Below are 19,092 nucleotides of genomic sequence, written 5' to 3'. Positions count from 1 at the left end.
GAAAAGGACCTCGGACCGGCTACCGACAAGATGGTTAAAGAGATAAGGTCATTCAATCCGGATCAAACATGGGATTCGGTTGACGACTGATCGCGGCGTTCAAAAGGGGGACAGCGATGAAACTTTTCAATACTTTGGCATCGGCGCTTGCGGCTGGCTTGCTGTTTGCAAGCCCGGTCTCGGCGGCGGACATTACTTCGCCGATGGCGCCGGAACTCAAGCAAATCGAAAAGGATGGTTGGACCTTTGCGGTCGCCCCATATTTCTGGGCGGCGGGCATGTCCGGCGATACGGGTCTCTTCGGCCTGCCGACAGTGCACATGGACATGGACTTTGGCGACATCCTCAACGAGCTCGATTTTGCCGCCATGGCCATTGGCGAGGCGCGCTATGATCGCTACAGCATTTTCACCGATATCATGTATACGAAGATCTCCAGTGGCCGGGGCACGCCGCGAGGTATTATCGCAGACAATGTCAGCGTGACCTCCGAAACCTTTGCCGGGCTCGTCGGTGCCGGGTATTCGGTGTTGCAGAGCGACAGGGGCAACCTTGATCTGGTTGCCGGGTTGAGGGTTTGGAATGCCAGCACCGAGATTGCGTTCAGCGGCGGGATTCTCGATGGTGTGAAGCGTGAAGACAGCGCGACCTGGGTCGATGGCCTCGGCGGAATACGCGCCAAATATTCGATCACCGACAAGGTGTATTTTACGGGGTGGGGTTTGGTTGGTGGCGGTGGTGCTGATGTCGACTGGGATGTTGCCGGTGGCATTGGCTACAATTTCAACGAAAAGGTTTCAGCGGTCGCCGGTTATCGGGCGCTTGGCGTCGACTACAGCAATGACGGTTTTGTCATGAATGTCGTCCAGCAGGGACCGATCTTCGGCGTCGTCATGCATTTCTGACAGCCAGGCCAGCCCGCCGCGAGCGGGCGGCAAGGCCCGAATATCACATGTCGCACTTCTGATAGGTGACATACATGTTATCGCCGAAGGGGTCGAACCTCTGAAACGTATTGGCGTCGACGATCTTGAACGTCTGGGTCATGTCGCTCTCGATCATTGAGTCGGTGCAGGACAACGTCGCCGAGAGGCGATCCTTCTGTTTCTTCACGCTCTTTGTCGTGCACACGGCATTCGGCCCTGTAACCTTGCTGCCACTGATCAACAATCCCGTTGAAGTCGAAGCCGTCCGGTCCTTGAACTCGATTGTCTTGCCGACTTTCTTGAATGTGTCCTCGCACTTGGTTCCGTTCATGGTCCAGGCGCCTTGCAGATCCTTGATCGTGGCCGCCGTGGCGTTGGTTGCCAGACAGAGACCGAGGACACCGCCCGCCAATATGACTTTGCCGAATTTGCTTTTCATCTAATTGCTCCGTGATCCATTTCACCCCGGCAACAATAGATGTTGGGCCCGACACTGGAAATGCAACGGCGGCAAATATACGGCTACGATACGGTAAATGCGCCTCCCGTCTTAAGGAACTGCGAGCAGAAGTAAGAAGGCGATGAAGACGACGAGATGCACCATGCCCGTGAGCACGTTGGTGCGTCCCGTTCCGAAACTGTGAATGCTGATCAAAAGGACCAGTGCCAGGAGTACCGTATCGCCGGACGAAAGGCCGAGCGTGAGTTCCCGCCCGGTGATGAGGCTTGCCATGCCGACGGCTGGGATAGTCAGCCCGATTGTCGCCAAGGCCGAACCGAGCGCAATGTTGAGGCTGCGCTGCAATTCATTGTTAAGCGCGGCACGTATGGCGGCCAGACCTTCAGGCAGAAGTACCAGTGTCGCGATAAAGGCGCCGACGATCGCATCGCTCTGCGCGACGTTGAGCGCGGCAAGGCCGTCCTCGATACCGACGGCCACCTGTTCGGCGAGCAGGACGATGCCAACCAGTCCGATCACCAGGAAAAATGCATTCGCGTAAAGTGCCCGCCTGGATGTATTTCCTGCATGAACACCGGCATAGGCGGCGCTTTCATCGAGGAAATCATCACGATGCCTCACCGTCTGCGCGAACACGAAACTCGCATAGAGCAGTACCGAACAGAGGCTGACGAAGACGAGCTGCACTGGCGAAAAGGTGCCCGGGTCCGTCGAAAGCGTGTAGTTGGGCAGCACCAGCGTCAGCACCGTCAGGGCCGTCAGAACCGAAAGGATGGCGCTTGTTCCCTGTCGTTTCAGATCCTGCTGGCGATGTTGCCATGCCCCTAGCGTGAGACAAAGGCCGACCACTCCGGCGCAGACGATCATGACCGTCGAGAAGACGGACTCGCGCGCCAGCGTCGGATTGTTTTCACCGTGCAGCATCATCGAGACGATAATCGAAACTTCCACGGTCGTAACGGCGAAGGTGAGCAGCAGCGTTCCGTAGGGCTGGCCAAGGCGGAACGCCAGGGCTTCCGCATGTTCGAGAACGACGAACACGGTGACAAGCAGCACACAGAGGGTGAAAAATGAAACCAGGACCGTAACCCAGGCATGACCATGGCCGCCAGGAACACCGAAGAGCTGTACCCCCATGGCAAGTGCCAGCGCTCCTGGCGGTACCAGATATGACGAAACCGGCAGGCGATGGGAGATCATAGGCGCGAATCCCGGGATGAAAGAGTTGTCATACTACCGCTCCAGGTTTCGCCCAACCATAAAACCTGTCGGGCTGGCCCTTCATGTATGAAAGGCTCTAAAATCGCGTTCAGTAAGGCAGACCGACATAGTTTTCAGCCAGCACCATGGAAGCGGCGCGGGAATGAGTGAGATAGTCGAGTTCGGTCTCCTGGATCTTCTGATCGAATTCCCCCGTATCCGGAAAACGATGCATAATTGTTGTCATCCACCAGGAAAAACGCACCGCTTTCCAGACACGTGACAGCGCCCGCGCCGAATAGGCGTCGATGCCCTTATCCGAACGATCGCGATAGTATTCGGCAAGTCCGGAGAAAAGATAATGAACGTCGCTTGCTGCGAGATTAAGCCCCTTGGCTCCAGTAGGGGGCACAATATGTGCCGCATCGCCGACGAGGAAAAGACGTCCGAAGCGCATGGGCTCCGCAACGAAGGAGCGCAGGGGCGCGATGGACTTTTCGAACGAAGGTCCGGTTATCACCGCCTCCGCATGGTGGGGAGGCAGTCGGCGCCGCAGCTCGTCCCAGAAGCGATTGTCGCTCCAGTCCTCGATCTTCTGGTCGAGCGAGCATTGCACATAATAGCGGCTGCGGGTTGTGGAGCGCATGGAGCATAGCGCAAAGCCGCGCGGATGATTGGCATAGATCAGTTCGTGATTGACCGGCGGCACATCGGCAAGGATGCCGAGCCAACCGAAGGGATAGACTTTCTCGAAGACGCGTAGCGATTTCTCCGGGATGGATTTGCGGCTGACACCATGGAAACCATCGCAGCCGGCAATGAAATCGCAGTCGATACGATGGGTGATGCCATCTTTTTCATAAGTGACATAGGGCGAATTGCCATCGAAATCATGCGGCTGAACATTGCTTGCATCATAAATGCTCTCGCCGCCGCTCTTTTCGCGCCGTTCCATCAGGTCGCGGGTGAGTTCCGTCTGGCCGTAGACCATGACCCGCTTGCCGCCGGTAAGTCCAGTCAGGTCGATGCGATGATCGCGTCCGTCGAAGACAAGAGAAAAGCCGTCATGCGGTAGCCCTTCAGAATGCATTCTCGTGCCGGATTTCGCCTTGTCGATCAGTTCGACTGTGCCTTCCTCGAGAACACCCGCGCGGACGCGGCCGAGGATATAATCCTTGCCGACGCGATCGAGGATGATGTTGCCGATCCCGGCATCGCTCAAGAGCTGTCCGAGCAGCAGGCCGGATGGCCCCGAGCCGATGATGACGATCTGGGTACGCATGATCCCCCGCATTTTTGGCTCAAGTCTGTACCGGCGCGGCTCGGACAGCAAGGAAGATTTTAAGGGCCAAGTTTGCACCACCGGCATGCGTGGTTCGACAAGCTCACCATGAGGGAGGTGAGTTGATTGCAGGGAGTTGATGTGCAGCGTTGGCGTCACGCTCTTGGGTGGAGCGATTATTACTGCAACCCACAATTCTCCCTCATGGTGAGCATCCTGAGCCTGTCGAAGGGCGAACCACGCACAGCAGCATTGCAGACAACCAGAAGTCTTAACCTTTCACCGCACCTGCCGTCATGGAACCGCTGATCTGTCGGTACATGATGATGCCGATCAGCATCGGCGGCAATGCGCCAACGATCATGACGGCCGACGCCGCGCCCCACTGAATGCCTCCGCCGCTTGCCGCGAAGAAGAACGAAGCGCCGACTGTCATCGGAACGGCTCTGTTTGACGTCAGCATCAGCCCGAACAGGAATTCGTTCCACGCTGTGATAAACCCGAAGATGAAGACTGTGGCGAGCGCGGGACGGCAGACCGGCAACATCATCCCCTTCATTATTCCCCATTTGCTCATACCGTCCAGCTTGGCCGCCTCATCGATCTCGATGGGGACTTCCGCAATCGCGTTGACGAATACGATCAACGAAAGCGGCAGGTTGACTATCGTCAGGATCAGTCCGAGACCAAGTTGTGTGTCGAGCAGGCCGGCAAACTGGAACATCATGTAAAGCGGGATCGCAAAGATGATCAGCGGCACCGCTCGCAGATTGACGATCAGCGGCATCAGGACCTTGCGGCCATATCTGCCGCGCGCAATGGCATAGGCTGCCGGAAAAGTAATGATCATGGCGAGCACCGTGCCGATCAGGGACGCCGCCAGGCTATTGAAGAGATAGGCGAAAATGTTCAACCGGTCGCTCACCTGTAGAACCGTCGCATAGTTTTCGAGGGTAGGGCTCGAAATCCAGAATCCCGGATTGACCGAGATTTCCTTGCCGCTCTTGAACGAGGTGAGCAGCGTGACGATAACCGGAAAATTCAGCGCAAGAGCAGCAACGGCATAGACGATCCAGCGTGCGAGTTTGATCATGACGCAGCGCCTTTCCCGCGGCGCGAAAGCCATGTCAGCGCGTACAAACCAACGAAGGACGCCAGGAACAGGATGACGGAAGCGGCGATTGCCTTGCCGATGGCACCCTGTTTGAAGAAGGCCTCGTAGATGTAGATCGGCAGCGATGTGGTCGAGCCGCCTGGACCACTGCCGGTCAGCGTATAGACATTGTCGAACACGCGGAATCCATCGATAAACCGGATGAAGAAAGTGAAGATGAGCGTCGGCCGCATCAGGGGCAATTCAATCGCCGTAAGGATTTGGCGAGCGGAAGCACCATCGATGGCCGAGGCTTCGCGCACGTCGTTCGGAATGGCCCGATAGGCGGTATAGAAGAGTAGCAGCGCGAAGGGTGTCCACTGCAATGTCTCGACGACGACAAGGGTCCAGAAGGCATTTTCCGCATTGAGGAATGACGGGCTGTCGCCAAACCACAAATACAAATAATACGGAACAGGGCCGACGAACTCGTGCAGCACGAGCCGGTACATCAGGCCGATCATCGCCGGCGCAACCATCAACGGCAACATCAGCGGCGCCATGAGCCATGAGCGCTTCTCGATCAGAGGCGACAGGAATACGGCGAGCCCGAGACCGAGCACACATTCCAGAATTGCCGTGATTACGCCGAAGCGCAGTGAAAACCAGCTGGCCCGCCAGAACTGCGCATCGCCGAGCACCTCGCCGTAGTTCCCGAAACCGACGATTTCCGGGCTGCGCAAATTCGTGAAACTGACGCGGGAAAGGCTGTAGACGAGATCGATCAGGATCGGAAATCCGAGGAAAAGCAGGAGAAACCCGACCAGCGGGCTCGCAAAAATTCTCCAGCCTTTGTGGTCCAAATCGACCATGTTTTTCCTTCAAATGGCTCGGAACAAGATGCTTATCTCCCCCCTTGTGGGGGGCCGAAGGCGGGCGAGATCCGTGGCTTGCCCCGGTAGCGATTTCAGCATCTTAGCTCTTGCTAAGTGCTAGAAATCGCAAGAGAGGGGATTTTGCTTCACTCATCCGCATCTGCTGGCGCTTCTATTGCTTCAGCAGTTTCTCCATGCCAGCCTTTGTATTGGCAAGCGCTTCGTCCAGGGTTTCCTGCCCCGACCAGTAGCCGGTGAATTCCTTCGCCTGCAGTTCGTAAACCGGGAAGGCACTGGCTGAGGTGGCTCCCGTCATGACATAGCCATAGGCGCCGGCATATTGACCGAGCGTAACGAGATCCGGCCGCTCCTTGGCAATCTTTGCCGCAACATCGGGGAGGAGCGCAGGCGAACCACCGCTGCGGGCATAAAGCAGGGCAGTGTCCTCGGTCGCCAGCCATTGCAGGAACTTGGCGGCACCTGGCTTGTTCTTGGCGTTCTTGTTGATGCCGAGCCCGAGGCCATGGATATGGTCAGCGCGGCCTGCCGAACCGGCTGGGGGCGCAACGATACCGACATTCTCGGCAACCGCTGGAGATTTGGCGGGATCGGTGAGTTCGCTGGCTGCAGCATTCCACTGCAACGCCGTCGCCACCTGACCGGAACCGAACGCAGCATTCGTTTCAGCATATTCATAGGACAGCGAATCCTTTGGCGAAGCACCCGCATCATAGAGCTTTTTGTAAAGTTCCAGCGCCGTCCGGTAGGCCGGAGAGTCGATTGTGATATTGCCCGAAGCATCCATCCAGTCGCCGCCGTTGGCACGGGCCACGGACTGCCACACCATGATGTTGAAGAGAAGGTTCTTCATCTGCAGCACCGTGCCGTAGCGAACCGGGCTTTCGGGATTTACGGACTTGGCGAAATAAAGCGCGGTCGCCGCCCAGTCATCCCAGGTCCAGCTGTCGGGCGCTTTCGGCTCCAGGCGCCTGCCGAGATATTTCTCGCTGATCTCGGCATATTTGGCCCTGGCTGCCGGATCGGCGAGAAGCGCGTCGATCAAATCCTTGCGGTAATACATGAAATGTAAGGAGAGGTCGGTCGGGACGCCGTATTGCTTGCCATTGAACTGCATTGTCTTCAGGACCGACTCGCCAAATACCTTGGCCGCATCCGGGCCGAGGTCGACCGGCTCCATGTAGGACGCATAGCGGCCGATCGAATATGTCGCGAGAAGATTGATGTCGAAGGCGCTCGACCCCGCTGCCATGTCGGCCTGCAACTTGTCGTAGAAGCCATCGCGGCTATAGAAAAGCAGTTCAACTTTGTCCGCGTCGGCAACGCCGCTTTGTGCGTTGTAGGCTTCTGCGACAGCGCGCAACGCGGTTTCCTCCGAACCGCCCGGCCAGCCTAGAACGGTAACCGCGGCGTTGGCGGCACCCAAGGATGTCGTAATGAGTGCGAGGGCCGATAAAGTGATTTTTGTAAATTTAAGCATGTTCTAGCCTCCAAAAATTGAGTTGGATTGTGCAATGGCAAGGTCGGCCGCGCCGATTACCCCCGCATGACGGCCGAGACCGGCACTCACGAGGGTCGGACGCAGCGATATTTTGGGAAATGTGAATGCGCCCCGAACCTGATCGATATAGCCTTCTGCAAGCCCGATACCGCCGCCAATGACGATACACTTCGGATCAAGGGCCAGCTGTATGTTCTGGCAGAGTATAGCGAGTCTGCGGGCGGAAATTGCGATAATATGCGATGCCCAGGGCGCCCCGGACCTCGCTGCGACGAAGATGGCAGGTGCCTCCAGCTCATAGCCCGCCTTGCAGGCTTCCGCATTCATCCAGTGACCGGAAATACTGTCTTCAAGCGGTCGGTGCGAGCATTCAAAGTAGCCCTGAAACAGGCCGAAATGACCGGCGGTTCCTTGCAAGAGCCTGCCGTTGATGACGATGCCTCCGCCAATGCCGGTCGAGACCGTGAGGAACACCATGTCCTTCTGTGCGCCGGCGCCAAACCGATGCTCGCCCCAGGCGGCGCATTGCGCATCGTTGACGGCAATTGCATCGACGCCGAACGTACCGCGCAACCTGTCGATGAGCGGATAGTCTTGCGGCAGGTTGAGCGTTGCCGGATTGAGCGCCTGCCAATTTCCGTCGACGACAATCCCTGTGACGGCAGCAGCAACCCGCCCATAGGAGCCGCGCCAGTTGGAGACCTTGGTGGCGATAACGTCGATCCAGCCGTCGGGACCAAGATTGTGGTCGGTAGCAAATTGCACCTCCTCGATGACTTTGCCTTCTTTCACCAGGCACGCCATCGTTTTCGTACCGCCGACATCGATCGCAAGCACGGCTTTGTTGGTTGGCCCCCTAAGCCCCGCATCCATTGCCTGCCTGAACCATGAGGTGACATGCTCGGTGCGGGTGATGGCGGAGCCGACCACGACGCTGAATGCGCCCCGGCGAATTGCCTCCGCTGCCTGTTCGGGCGTCCGGATGCGGCCCTCCGCGATCACATAAGGCGTCAGTTTGCGCAGTCCGGCGATCAACTCGAAATCTGGCGCATCGGGAACCGGACCGCCGGTATAGCCGGACAGCGTCGAGCCGACACAATCGGCACCCGCGGCCAACGCGGCGCGGCCATCCTCGACCGACGAACAGTCCGCCATCGCCAAGGCGCCCTTGGCGTGAATGGCCGCAATGATATCTGCGACAGTATCCGGCCGCGGCCGCGATGTTGCGTCGAACGCGACAATCTGTGCGCCGGCATCGATCAGCGCCATTGCGTCGGCCACGTCGGGCGTGATCCGGACGGGCGACGTTTCAAGATCTTTTTTGACGATGCCGATGATAGGCGCGTCCGTCACCTGGCGGACCGCTCGCACATATTCCACCGACTCGATCCTGAGTGCGCTTGCACCTCCCGCGATCGCCGCCAAGGCAAACGCCGTGACCATGTCGGCACGATCCATCGGGCCGTCCGGAACCGGCTGGCAGGAGACGATAAGGCTGCGTTCGAGATCCCCGATTTTCACTTCAAAATCCTCGCTTATGGCGAGAACGATATCCAGTTCATACCAGATTGCAACCAGTCAAAAACTGGTATTAGCGGCTTAGCTCCGTAACGAAATCATAGAGATCGCCGCGATACCTTGTTTCGGTAAATTCTACGGGCTGGTCGTCGGCAAGGAAACAACGCCGTTCAATGATAAGCAGCGGTGCGCCAACCGCACATTTCAAGAGCTCGCTGTCACGCACCGAAGCAGGCCGCGAACGCAGCCGTTGTATGGCCCGCTGGGGCAGCGCACTGCGCTTTGCCAGTGCCTCGTAGAGGGAGTCGCCAACGAGGTCGGGCGATGGCAGAAACTTTGCCGGAACGACTGCAGTCTCGTAGGCGGCGGGCTCTCCGTCAGCAGTTCGTATCCGTTTCAAGCGAATGATATCGGCATTTGGCGGCAAGGCGAGCGCCATCGCTTCGGCCGGGGATGGTCGACTTATTTCCTTGGAAATCCAGATACATCCGGGTTCAAGCCCCCGTGCAACCATATCTTCGGAAAAGCTCGCAAGGGTCGAAAGCGATTTCTCGACGGGAACGCTCACTTCAGTCTTCGCGCCATGCCGCCGCCGCAAATGGCCATCCTGGATAAGAAGTTCCAGAGCCTTTCTTACAGTCACACGCGAGAGGACAAGAGCCTCCGCCACGGCCCGCTCGCCCGGAAGAGTAGACCCGCGTTTGATGCGGTTGCTGATGATGAGATCCTGCAGCGCCATCTTCAATTTCTTGTGCAGGGGAATTCCCGTTTCGAACGCATCGATCCGCGACCGGATCTCCGCAAACAGCTGCTGGCGGTCCATGATTTCTCCTTGCCAGCGGTCTTCCCAAAGGCTGGATGTTCACCCTCGCATTATTTTTTTGGAAATCCAACTGGTATTATCTATAGGTGGTTTTCAACTGGGGATAGCAAGAGAGCTTGGGGCAAATCGATTTTGCGTAGCACGTTCTTATTTCTGTAAAGCTTTTGCATGAAATGGTGTCATTTTCGCACGCGAACATCCGATTCCCGCACGAGAATCCTCGAATCCGGGACGGATTTCGCTACGCAGGATTGAAATTTACGTGCGATCAGTTGTAACTGCCGGGATTCAAACATAATCGAACGATCTATTGCAATTTCCTGTAGATCGACCTTTTGTGAAAGCCTGCAGAAAAATCACGGAAAGAGAGACGTGCATCAAGAGGTTTCGCTCTTAGCGACGGTGGCGATCGGCTTTGTGTTTGCCGCAGTCTTCGGCTATCTGGCCGATCGTCTGCGCTTGCCGCCGCTGGTCGGCTATCTCGTTGCCGGCATCATGATGGGGCCGTATACACCGGGCATCGTCGCCGATAGCGGGCTTGCCTCGCAGCTCGCGGAAATGGGCGTTATCCTTTTGATGTTCGGTGTGGGCCTGCATTTTTCCGCCTCCGATCTGTTGGCGGTTCGAGGGGTTGCGGTTCCGGGAGCGCTGGGGCGTATCCTGCTTGCCACCCTGCTCGGCATCGGCCTTTGTTCGTTGTGGGGCTGGGGTCTTGGCGCGGGCATCGTCTTTGGCCTAAGTCTTTCCGTCGCCAGTACCGTGGTCCTGCTCAAGGCGCTTGAAGAGCACAATCAGGTGGACTCCGTAAATGGTCGCGTGACCGTCGGCTGGCTCATCGTCGAGGATCTGGCGATGGTTCTCGCCTTGGTGCTGTTGCCAGCATTTTCGGGGGTTTTGGGGGGGAATGCGGACGTAGCAGCTGGAGAGGCTGGTGGCCTTGCCATCACATTGACCATCGGCATAACCCTGCTCAAGGTCGGTGCTTTTACGGTGATGGCTATATATTTCGGGCCTAAGGTCGTTCCGTGGATTCTCACATTGGTTGCCCGCACCGGCTCACCCGAACTGTTCACGCTTTCCGTTCTCGCCGTTGCCCTCGGCATCGCCTTTGGCTCGGCGGAGATTTTCGGCGTATCCTTTGCGCTCGGGGCGTTTGTGGCAGGCGTGGTCATGAGCGAGTCGCATCTCAGCCATCGTGCCGCGGCCGACTCCCTGCCCCTACAGAATGCGTTTGCAGTACTGTTTTTCGTTTCTGTCGGGATGCTTTTCGACCCCTATGTCATCATCCGCGACCCGCTTGCGGTTGCTGCAGTGCTGGCGCTGATCATCTTTGGTAAATCGTTGATTGGGTTTCTGATCGTCGTCCTCTTGCGCTATCCGATTGCGATGGGCCTGTCGGTCGCTGCCGGTCTGGCGCAGATCGGCGAGTTTTCTTTCATTTTGGCTAGTCTCGGTGTTTCGCTCGGCCTTTTGCCACGTGAGGGACAGGACCTCATACTCGCCGGTGCCATCCTGTCCATCACCGTCAATCCACTCGTCCTGCTCGGTGGCGAATGGCTACAAAAAGTCGTTCGTCGAAAGTGGCCATCGCTGTTTGAACAATACGGAAAGAGCAAGCATGACGCACTTTGCCGTGAGCTGGAGCGTATCCGGAAGATCAGCGATGAAAGAAACAGGCAGCATCAGCTGGAAATGCAGCAGCTGATCGAGACTTTCCCGATGTTTGCCCAGGTCGACGAAAATTCTCAGGAAGAGCTTCTCCTGTTGTTTCGGCCGAAGGTGGCGTCGCCGGGCGAACGCGTCATTCGCGTCGGCGATCGTGGCGATGGCATGTATTTCATTTCCTCGGGAGCAGTAGAGGTTCAACTGGAGGACGAGCCGGTTCGCTTGAAGGCTGGTTCCTTCTTTGGTGAAATGGCGCTTCTGAGCGGTGGGCGCAGGACCGCAGACGTCATTGCAGTCGATTTTTGTCAGTTCCTGGTTCTCGAGCGCCGGGATTTCAACGTTTTTATGTCGAAGCATCCCGCACTTCGGGCCGCAGTTAGCGATATGGCTAAAGCGAGAAAAGCGATGAACGTTTCACGCAGGAAACGCAATCAGTCGCTCGATGCGACGTGATTGCTAATCCGACATCAGCGACAGCGTGGAAAATCCCCGCATCGCATCGGCCACGAGACACTTGTCGGTCAAGGTCAATCGATTGCCCGTCACGATATCCTGAAAATCCTTGCCATTGATTTCCGCTGGAATATGCACGGCGGTATCGCCCCATGCGGGTATCGGCATAAAGGGTTCGTGAAAACGTTTGACCGCTTCGAACGGTTGGCGGGGCACGGCGACCAGACAATAGTCGGATTGACGTTTTCGCAGAAAAGCGATGACGTTTTTCCGCTTCTTGCCGGTTACCTTCAGAGGAATGTATTGGCCGTCGATGAACAGTTCAGGCTTGCGCTTTCGAGCCCGAAGATGGGCGGCGACAAGCCGCTGTTTGACGGCGCCCGTATGCCAATCTTCCAGGAGAATATTCAAGGGGCACTGATCTGCATAGGAAAGCCGGGCAGTCAGCGCATCGAAATCTATGTCATTCGATGCAGGAATATTCGACACGGCGAAATCCCAGGATTCCGCCCCATTGTAGATAACAGGAACGCCGGGAGCAGTTGCCTTCAGGACAGTTTGCGAAAAACTATTGATCGCCCCGGCTATCCAGAAAGGCCGCATGGTCTTTGTGAAGTCCAGCAGGAACGAGCGGTCGGCGAAGAGCTGACCGATATAGTCCATCACGGCCAGCTCATAGGGCTTGTTTATTTCGGTCCAGAAGGAATCCCTTTGAATTTCGCTGATCGCCTTCTGAATGAATGCGCAAAGATCGTTATGAACGGCCTGCAAACTATTTTCATCGTCGATCTGCAACGTCAAAGGCCAGATCGCGCCAAGAGTTTGATAGATCAGCCATTCGGTCTGGGGGTCGGGCGCCAGCGTTTCCTCGATCGTTGCAACATTGCGCGCATGGAGCTTGCGCCAGCGCGCCACCGCCTCGCACCAGATTTCTGGCGCTTCGGACAGAGCGAGTAGCCGCATCCGCGCATCCTCGCCGAATTTTGTGGTGTAGGAAAACGTTGTCGCCAGCATGCCTCTAGGCGCGACCGTGGCTTTGCGCAGCATCTTTTCGTGGAAAAGCTGCACCGAATCCCCGGCATCGCTCGAGCGTAATATGATTTCGTCAAGCGCGATCGGCCCACGACCATATTGGTAAGATTGCTCGATTGCCTGGGCCATGACAGCGGCGGTCAATTGCTGGAATCTCACGATGAATTCACCAATTTTTCCGTCAGGATCATTCGCCGCTTCCAATATGCGCTGCACGAACTTCAGCGGAGCGGGATCGGCAGCGTCAGGACGTGCCAGGATATCGGAAATGGTGGACTGAAGAATGGATCGATAGGATTGGAGGATTCCCGCCTCATTCGAATAAGTCCGGAAAACCGGGAGTTCGATCACGAGATCGCTTACTGCGCGCCTCAGCTCAAGCTCGTCGGCGGCATTCGGTTCTATCAAGATGAGCAGGTCGACCAGTGCCTGCAGTTCCGCAGCGAATCTGCTGTGCAGCACAGCAGACTTTGCAACGCGATAATGGAGTGTACTTTGCGCGCCAATATTGCGGCTGTAGAGCTGTTCGAGTTCAGCCAGCCGTGCGTGATCGACCATGAGGTTCGCGGTCACCGAGATGAACTCGTAGCCTGCAGTTCCATCGACATGCCATGAAGCGGGATAAGGTTCGCCGTTCAGAAGAATCTTGTCGGCGACCAGATAGGCTTTTTCGCCAGCGTGCCGGCGCAATTCCTGCGAATATGTCTCAGGGTCGGCCAGACCATCGATCTGGTTGACACGAAAACCGATGACTTGGCTGATCTCGAGCAGATCGAGCGGAACCTCGTGAAAGTCCTTGAATGGCTGTGTCTTTTCGACCTGAACACCGACAGAATGCATGGATTCGAAAGAGTGGCGATAATTCATCCGGCGGCGAGCCTTCTGACGTGTCACCAGACGCCACTTTTGCGTCGATAGCACGTCTTCGAGCATCGAGATGTCCTGAGAGATATCTTTCAGCCGCGACGCGAGCACGAGACGATGCGCGAGTTCACTGGTGTCGTAGAGTTCCCGCAACCGGACATGAAATTCCTCCGATCGTTGCGGGTCAGCCTCGTTTACCGCGTCCTGGAAATCATTCGAAAGGGCGTTGTCGACCCCGCGAAGAATTGTTTCATAGGATTTCGGATACAGCGGATAAAAGACGTCGGCGTAAGAGACGCCGAGCGCAAATTTGTTCGGATCGAATTTGAGCTGCAGAGTCCCGGCCTGAACTTCTTCGACCAACGGACGTTGTAGAACGGGAAGCGCCAGACGTTTTTTCCAGTCCACATCGAAATGCTCGGCGTAGCGGCTCTTTGATCCCCATTCGAGAACATCAAACCACCAGGGATTGTGGTGCGTAGCTGGCAGCTGGTTTGGATTGATATCGACGATGAGACCCATACCCAACTTGCGAAGTGCAGAATCGAGGACGACGAAACCATCTTCGCCCCCGGCGTCCCTGTCCAGCTTTGTCGGGTTATAGGATTTCTTGCCGCGCCCGACGTCGATCGAGCTGAAAATTGGAGAAATGGTGAGCGTATCGATGCCGAGATTATTCAGGTACGGGACGATTGCCGCTACATCATTGAAGGACAGTCCGTTCCTCAACTGAATACGATAGGCGGAATTGGGTAGGGTCATATTCTTCAAGCAACCCGTTCATTGGCGGAGTGATGATCGCCATGTTGCAGGGCATGGAGATATTCCCGCTGCCACCATTGCGCATCGCGATCGATGACGCGTTTCAGAAGCTTGCGATGGCGCAGTTGCCGTTCTTCCAGCGGCATTGTGACAGCCGTCTTCAAAGCGTGCGCAACCTCGCTGATGTCGTAAGGATTGACAATGAGCGCCTCGCTCAGTTCTTCGGCTGCACCCGCGAACTTGGAGAGGATAAGGATGCCTGGATCCTTGTTGTCCTGAGCGGCGATATATTCTTTGGCCACAAGGTTCATCCCGTCACGCAACGGCGTTACCAGCCCGATCAGACTTGCCCGAAACAGAGGCGCCAGCTTTTCTCTTGGAATGTTACGATTGATGTATTGAACGGGCGCCCAGTTGAAATCCGCGAACCTGCCATTGACCGCGCCGGCAAGCTGCTCGAGTTCGGCCTTGATATCGGAATAGGCGGTGACATCTTCCCTGGAGGGCGAGGCAATTTGCAAGTAGTCGGCATGCCCTTGATATTCAGGACAAATCTCCAGAAATTTTCTAAAGGCTTTCATGCGGTGCGGCAGGCCTTTCGAATAGTCGAGACGATCCGCAGAAATGACCTGGAATCGCTTCAGAACAGTGCGGCGCATGCGTTCGAGTTCGATCGTATCGTCGGTTCTGGCCGACACCTTCGCAAACTGCTTCACATCGATGCCTATCGGGAAATGCCCGATATGGATCGTCCGATCGTTGACGCGAACCAGTTCGGGCGAAATGATTGCCGCATCGGAATGCTCTTTGAGATAGCGATGAAAATTATGGACGTCATTGATTGTCTGGAAACCGATGAGGTCAAACTGCAGCAGGCAATATCGTAGCCATTCGTGACGAGGGACGGCAGAGAAGATGTCGGCAGAGGGGAACGGAATGTGCAGGAAAAACCCGATCCTGTTCTTGTGTCCCCGTTTGCGGAGCTCGGCAGCCATGGGTATCAGATGATAGTCGTGCACCCATATAACGTCGTCATCCCGCAGATGCGGACTGACCATCTCTGCGAACTTCGCGTTGGTTGCAGAGTAGCAATCCACGAACTCCATGCGATAGTCCATCAGGTCAAGGCGATAGTGAAAGGCAGGCCAAAGCACCTTGTTAGCGAAGCCGAGGTAATATTTTTCGTGTTCCTCGGTTGTGAGTGGGGCCGTCAGGCTCGTGACATTGCCGTGCGTCTGAATCTTGGTTGTTGCGGTTTCTTCGGCACCCACGACACTCCCGTCCCAGCCGGCCCAAAGGCCGCCTTGAGCTTTAAGTGCATCCACGATACCGACAGCAAGTCCGCCAATTTGAGTATTCTTTCCCAAATTCGCCGTGCGATTTGAGATTACGACCAGCCGTCCCATAAGATGTCCCTTGCATGCAGTCAGGACTCTAACCAACTCCTCAAAGACTTGATGGTTCCGAAAAAGTCGGCATCAAGTCAACTTTCATTGAACGATTCAGGGCCGGTTGAGTTCTTCAATAACGAGAGTCTGTTTTGAAAGTCGCTGCCGCGAGGCAGATGGCGCGGTTTTTCGAGAACCGGAGCGCAGCGTACTAAGTACGTGAGCACCGGAAGCGCAAAAAATCGCGTCAGATGACCGCAGCAGTAGAGTTTCAAGACAGACTCTGAGAGTTCGAGCAAAGGAAAGAGATATGCAGCCGAGCACGGCGGTTGATACTGCAAACCACCCACTGCCAGACGATCTGAATGGTTGGGCGCTTTTCATAGACATTGACGGCACGCTGATTGATCTTGCGGCAACGCCTGAAAGCATTGTCATTCCTCCAGAATTACCCGTTCAACTCATGAAGCTGTCACAAAAGGTTGATGGTGCCATGGCGCTTGTGACCGGCCGTTCGATCGCTGCAGTCGATGCGATGTTTGAACCCTATTACTTCACCGTTGCAGGGCTCCATGGCGCGGAAATCCGCAGGGAAAATGCAGAAATTCTCCGGAAGGGGATGGAGGCAGCGGCGCTCGACCGCCCGCGCATGGTGTTGCAAAAATTTGCGAGCCGCTGGCCGGGTATGGTGATCGAGGACAAGGGCTTGGGGCTCGCCGTGCATTACCGGCAGGTTCCGGAAGCAGCGATTGCCGCCACGCATGCGGTCGATGGCCTGGTCAAGGATCTCGGTTATGGGTGGAAGCGCCAGGACGGGAAGATGGTCATCGAAATTGGGCCTGCCGGAACCAATAAAGGCATGGCGGTCGCGCATTTCATGGAGACCGCACCCTATGCAGGGCGCAAGCTTCTCGTCATGGGCGATGATCTGACTGACGAGACCATGTTCCGCTATGCCAACGAAACAGGAGGACGCTCGGTAAGAGTGGGTGATCCGCCGTTCGAGAGCGTTGCCGAATTCAAGCTGGACTCTGCAGATACTGTTCGATCATGGATCGCCACGATGGTGGCTCGGCAATGATTTTGCGCCGCCGAGCGACCATTCCCCGGGGCTATTGTCTCTGGCTTAATTTTTCCGATTCGCGTATGTTTTGTCTTGTGCAGGTTTAGGTCCATTGGTACCGCCTCTAGCATGGTACCCTTGGTGCCTTTCCCGCTCGAAACGAGATTGGGAGAATTGCTCATGGCACAATTTCATGTGATCGCTGGCGCAAATGATACCAGCGCCTATCCTGAGGTGCGTAAAATCGGTGTGGCAGATGTTTTTGCTGCGCTTCGTCAAGGGCTCGACGATTTTTGGGAAAAGCCTTCCCACTATGTTTTCCTCTGCCTGATCTATCCTGTCGCCGGCCTGGTATTGGCCCGTTGGTCGTCGGGAGCCAATGCGCTACCGATACTGTTTCCGCTGATGTCGGGTTTCGCTTTGATTGGTCCGTTTGCAGCGCTCGGTCTTTATGAGATCAGCCGCAGGCGGGAACTTGGCCTCGATACATCATGGCAGCACGCACTTGAGGTCAGGCGGTCGCCTGCCATGCCATCGATCTTTGCCGTCGGTATATTGCTCTTTGCGATCTTCATCGTATGGCTGCTCACTGCCCAGGCGCTTTATGTGAACCTTTTCGGTCCAGCAGCGCCGGAGTCCATCAGCGCCTTCCTGAACCAGGTGTTCAACACATCCGAGGGCTGGCGGATGATCATCCTTGGCAACGCGATTGGATTTGTCTTTTCCGTTGTTGTTCTATGCACCAGCGTCATCACCTTTCCGCTTCTTCTCGATAGGGACGTGGGTGCGTTGGCGGCAGTCGTAACATCGATCAAGGCCGTGCTTGCCAATCCGATACCGATGCTCTTGTGGGGCTTGATAGTGGCAGCGCTGCTCTTCGTCGGCTTCTTGACACTCTTCGTCGGCCTGGCAATCTTTATCCCGGTACTCGGCCATGCGACATGGCATCTTTACCGCAAGGTCGTCGCGCCGCTTCCTAGCGCGGAAGTGCAGAATCTGGCGAAACCACGCGCCCGGTGATAGTTAAGCAAATGTGCTAAAGGGGCGGTGCCAAAAGGGTGCCGCCTTTTTATTTTTACTCATGGTCCGGTGCCGAAGAAGGTCATCCGGCTGAGCAGTACGTAGTGCGATTCCGAAACCATCAGCGCCACGAATACCAACACAAGAACGGGCGGTAGCAGGATGGCATAGATGAGAGCCAGCCTTTCCCATGCCATGTGCATGAAAATCGCGACGATCAACCCGGCCTTGAGGATCATGAAAAGTAGAATAAGCGACCACCGCAGATAGCCGTGAAGACCAATGTAGTCGACCATATAAGAGAATAGGCTCAGGACGAAGAGTAGACCCCAAACGACGAGATAGAGCTTGATCGGATGCTCTTGATGTTCCGTATGTGCTGCCGGTTGCGTTGCCGGATGTGCCATGATTGGAGCCCTCACCACAGATAGAAGAATGCGAAGATGAATACCCAGACCAGATCGACGAAGTGCCAGTAGAGGCCGGTGATTTCGACGATTTCATAGTGGCCCTTCCGGCTGGTGAAAAAGCCACGTTTCTCCGTGTCGAAATCGCCGCGCCAGACCTTCCGGGCTATGATGAGCAGGAATATGACGCCGATTGTAACGTGTGTGCCGTGAAAGCCGGTGATCATGAAAAACGTTGAACCGAACTGTGGGGCGCCCCATGGATTTCCCCATGGACGAACCCCTTCGGAGATCAGCTTGGTCCATTCGAAAGCCTGCATTCCCACGAAAGTTGCGCCGAACAATGCGGTCAGCAGCATCAATAGCGCCGTCTTGCGGCGGTCGCGCCGGTAGCCGAAATTAACGGCCATAGCCATCGTACCGCTGCTGCTGATGAGAACGAACGTCATGATGGCGATCAAAATCAGGGGAACTTCGGTTCCGCCGATATTCAACGCAAAGACTTCGCTCGGGTTGGGCCAGGGGACGGTCGTCGACATGCGGGCGCTCATATAGGCCAGCAGGAAACAACCGAAGACGAACGTATCGCTGAGAAGGAAGATCCACATCATGGCCTTCCCCCAGGAAACATTCTTGAATGTTCGCTGGTCGGACGCCCAGTCGGAAGCGAAGCCGCGCAAGCCGTCAGGCCGCGGTTGGGATATTCTGGTTTCGGTTTCCACGACGTCGGTCATTGTCACAT

General features: G+C 56.2%; 17 protein-coding genes. 5 read left to right on the top strand and 12 right to left on the bottom strand.

What is annotated here, in order from left to right; all coding sequences use genetic code 11:
- The coding region (locus C7476_RS29540; protein ID WP_114432014.1) for a DUF2950 family protein at positions 1 to 90 on the top strand (90 nt) is incomplete at its 5' end.
- A 26-nt stretch (positions 91 to 116) separates the two neighbouring features.
- Positions 117 to 905, top strand: a complete 789-nt coding sequence (locus tag C7476_RS22125; RefSeq protein ID WP_114432013.1) for a DUF481 domain-containing protein — start codon at positions 117 to 119, stop codon at positions 903 to 905.
- A 43-nt stretch (positions 906 to 948) separates the two neighbouring features.
- Here the strand turns inward: C7476_RS22125 and C7476_RS22120 are convergent, their stop codons facing one another.
- From C7476_RS22120 to C7476_RS22085, 8 genes are all read right to left on the bottom strand, one after another.
- Entirely contained in the window at positions 949 to 1,365 is a 417-nt protein-coding gene (locus C7476_RS22120; protein WP_114432012.1) for a hypothetical protein, read from the bottom strand.
- A gap of 111 nt (positions 1,366 to 1,476) precedes the next feature.
- A complete protein-coding gene (locus tag C7476_RS22115; RefSeq protein ID WP_114432011.1) occupies positions 1,477 to 2,586 on the bottom strand; it encodes a calcium:cation antiporter in 1,110 nt (369 codons plus the stop codon).
- Between the two features lie 109 nt (positions 2,587 to 2,695).
- Complete coding sequence (gene pobA / locus C7476_RS22110; RefSeq protein ID WP_114432027.1) at positions 2,696 to 3,868, bottom strand: 4-hydroxybenzoate 3-monooxygenase; 1,173 nt, start codon at positions 3,866 to 3,868, stop codon at positions 2,696 to 2,698.
- A 271-nt stretch (positions 3,869 to 4,139) separates the two neighbouring features.
- Complete coding sequence (locus tag C7476_RS22105; RefSeq protein WP_114432010.1) at positions 4,140 to 4,961, bottom strand: carbohydrate ABC transporter permease; 822 nt, start codon at positions 4,959 to 4,961, stop codon at positions 4,140 to 4,142.
- Positions 4,958 to 5,833: a carbohydrate ABC transporter permease gene (locus C7476_RS22100; protein ID WP_114432009.1), complete on the bottom strand. Its 876-nt coding sequence runs from the start codon at positions 5,831 to 5,833 to the stop codon at positions 4,958 to 4,960. Before C7476_RS22100 ends, C7476_RS22105 begins: the two co-directional genes overlap by 4 nt.
- Positions 5,834 to 6,008: 175 nt before the next feature.
- Positions 6,009 to 7,334: an ABC transporter substrate-binding protein gene (locus tag C7476_RS22095; RefSeq protein WP_114432008.1), complete on the bottom strand. Its 1,326-nt coding sequence runs from the start codon at positions 7,332 to 7,334 to the stop codon at positions 6,009 to 6,011.
- 3 nt (positions 7,335 to 7,337) lie between these two features.
- The gene (locus C7476_RS22090; RefSeq protein ID WP_114432007.1) at positions 7,338 to 8,876 is read right to left on the bottom strand and encodes a putative N-acetylmannosamine-6-phosphate 2-epimerase; all 1,539 of its coding nucleotides are present in this window, start codon (positions 8,874 to 8,876) and stop codon (positions 7,338 to 7,340) included.
- 70 nt (positions 8,877 to 8,946) lie between these two features.
- On the bottom strand, positions 8,947 to 9,696 hold the full coding sequence (locus C7476_RS22085; RefSeq protein WP_114432006.1) for a GntR family transcriptional regulator: 750 nt from the start codon (positions 9,694 to 9,696) through the stop codon (positions 8,947 to 8,949).
- 372 nt (positions 9,697 to 10,068) lie between these two features.
- Between C7476_RS22085 and C7476_RS22080 the strand changes: the two genes are divergently transcribed.
- Entirely contained in the window at positions 10,069 to 11,814 is a 1,746-nt protein-coding gene (locus C7476_RS22080) for a cation:proton antiporter domain-containing protein (RefSeq protein ID WP_114432005.1), read from the top strand.
- Between the two features lie 3 nt (positions 11,815 to 11,817).
- Here the strand turns inward: C7476_RS22080 and treY are convergent, their stop codons facing one another.
- Positions 11,818 to 14,472 (bottom strand): malto-oligosyltrehalose synthase, encoded by a 2,655-nt coding sequence (gene treY / locus C7476_RS22075; protein ID WP_114432004.1) that lies wholly within the window; start codon positions 14,470 to 14,472, stop codon positions 11,818 to 11,820.
- A gap of 5 nt (positions 14,473 to 14,477) precedes the next feature.
- Entirely contained in the window at positions 14,478 to 15,839 is a 1,362-nt protein-coding gene (locus C7476_RS22070; RefSeq protein ID WP_245426477.1) for an alpha,alpha-trehalose-phosphate synthase (UDP-forming), read from the bottom strand.
- A 331-nt stretch (positions 15,840 to 16,170) separates the two neighbouring features.
- Here C7476_RS22070 and otsB point away from each other — a divergent pair, with 331 nt between their 5' ends.
- Complete coding sequence (gene otsB / locus C7476_RS22065; protein WP_114432002.1) at positions 16,171 to 16,941, top strand: trehalose-phosphatase; 771 nt, start codon at positions 16,171 to 16,173, stop codon at positions 16,939 to 16,941.
- Between the two features lie 162 nt (positions 16,942 to 17,103).
- Positions 17,104 to 17,943, top strand: coding sequence for a DUF2189 domain-containing protein (locus C7476_RS22060; protein ID WP_114432001.1), 840 nt, complete (start codon positions 17,104 to 17,106; stop codon positions 17,941 to 17,943).
- A gap of 59 nt (positions 17,944 to 18,002) precedes the next feature.
- Here the strand turns inward: C7476_RS22060 and C7476_RS22055 are convergent, their stop codons facing one another.
- Both C7476_RS22055 and C7476_RS22050 read right to left on the bottom strand, forming a co-directional pair.
- Complete coding sequence (locus C7476_RS22055; RefSeq protein WP_114432000.1) at positions 18,003 to 18,350, bottom strand: cytochrome C oxidase subunit IV family protein; 348 nt, start codon at positions 18,348 to 18,350, stop codon at positions 18,003 to 18,005.
- Between the two features lie 11 nt (positions 18,351 to 18,361).
- Entirely contained in the window at positions 18,362 to 19,084 is a 723-nt protein-coding gene (locus C7476_RS22050) for a heme-copper oxidase subunit III family protein (protein WP_114431999.1), read from the bottom strand.
- Positions 19,085 to 19,092: the final 8 nt, after the last annotated feature.

It is taken from the genome of Phyllobacterium bourgognense (assembly GCF_003337575.1).
Lineage (GTDB): Bacteria > Pseudomonadota > Alphaproteobacteria > Rhizobiales > Rhizobiaceae > Phyllobacterium > Phyllobacterium bourgognense.
This window is presented reverse-complemented; position numbering and strand designations above follow the sequence as displayed.

Excerpts from the sequence above, each read along its gene's own strand:
- C7476_RS22125 (WP_114432013.1), top strand. The coding sequence starts at position 117 with ATGAAACTTTTCAATACTTTGGCATCGGCGCTTGCGGCTGGCTTGCTG.
- C7476_RS22120 (WP_114432012.1), bottom strand. The coding sequence starts at position 1,365 with ATGAAAAGCAAATTCGGCAAAGTCATATTGGCGGGCGGTGTCCTCGGT.
- C7476_RS22115 (WP_114432011.1), bottom strand. The coding sequence starts at position 2,586 with ATGATCTCCCATCGCCTGCCGGTTTCGTCATATCTGGTACCGCCAGGA.
- pobA (WP_114432027.1), bottom strand. The coding sequence starts at position 3,868 with ATGCGTACCCAGATCGTCATCATCGGCTCGGGGCCATCCGGCCTGCTG.
- C7476_RS22105 (WP_114432010.1), bottom strand. The coding sequence starts at position 4,961 with ATGATCAAACTCGCACGCTGGATCGTCTATGCCGTTGCTGCTCTTGCG.
- C7476_RS22100 (WP_114432009.1), bottom strand. The coding sequence starts at position 5,833 with ATGGTCGATTTGGACCACAAAGGCTGGAGAATTTTTGCGAGCCCGCTG.
- C7476_RS22095 (WP_114432008.1), bottom strand. The coding sequence starts at position 7,334 with ATGCTTAAATTTACAAAAATCACTTTATCGGCCCTCGCACTCATTACG.
- C7476_RS22085 (WP_114432006.1), bottom strand. The coding sequence starts at position 9,696 with ATGGACCGCCAGCAGCTGTTTGCGGAGATCCGGTCGCGGATCGATGCG.
- treY (WP_114432004.1), bottom strand. The coding sequence starts at position 14,472 with ATGACCCTACCCAATTCCGCCTATCGTATTCAGTTGAGGAACGGACTG.
- otsB (WP_114432002.1), top strand. The coding sequence starts at position 16,171 with ATGCAGCCGAGCACGGCGGTTGATACTGCAAACCACCCACTGCCAGAC.
- C7476_RS22060 (WP_114432001.1), top strand. The coding sequence starts at position 17,104 with ATGGCACAATTTCATGTGATCGCTGGCGCAAATGATACCAGCGCCTAT.
- C7476_RS22055 (WP_114432000.1), bottom strand. The coding sequence starts at position 18,350 with ATGGCACATCCGGCAACGCAACCGGCAGCACATACGGAACATCAAGAG.
- C7476_RS22050 (WP_114431999.1), bottom strand. The coding sequence starts at position 19,084 with ATGACCGACGTCGTGGAAACCGAAACCAGAATATCCCAACCGCGGCCT.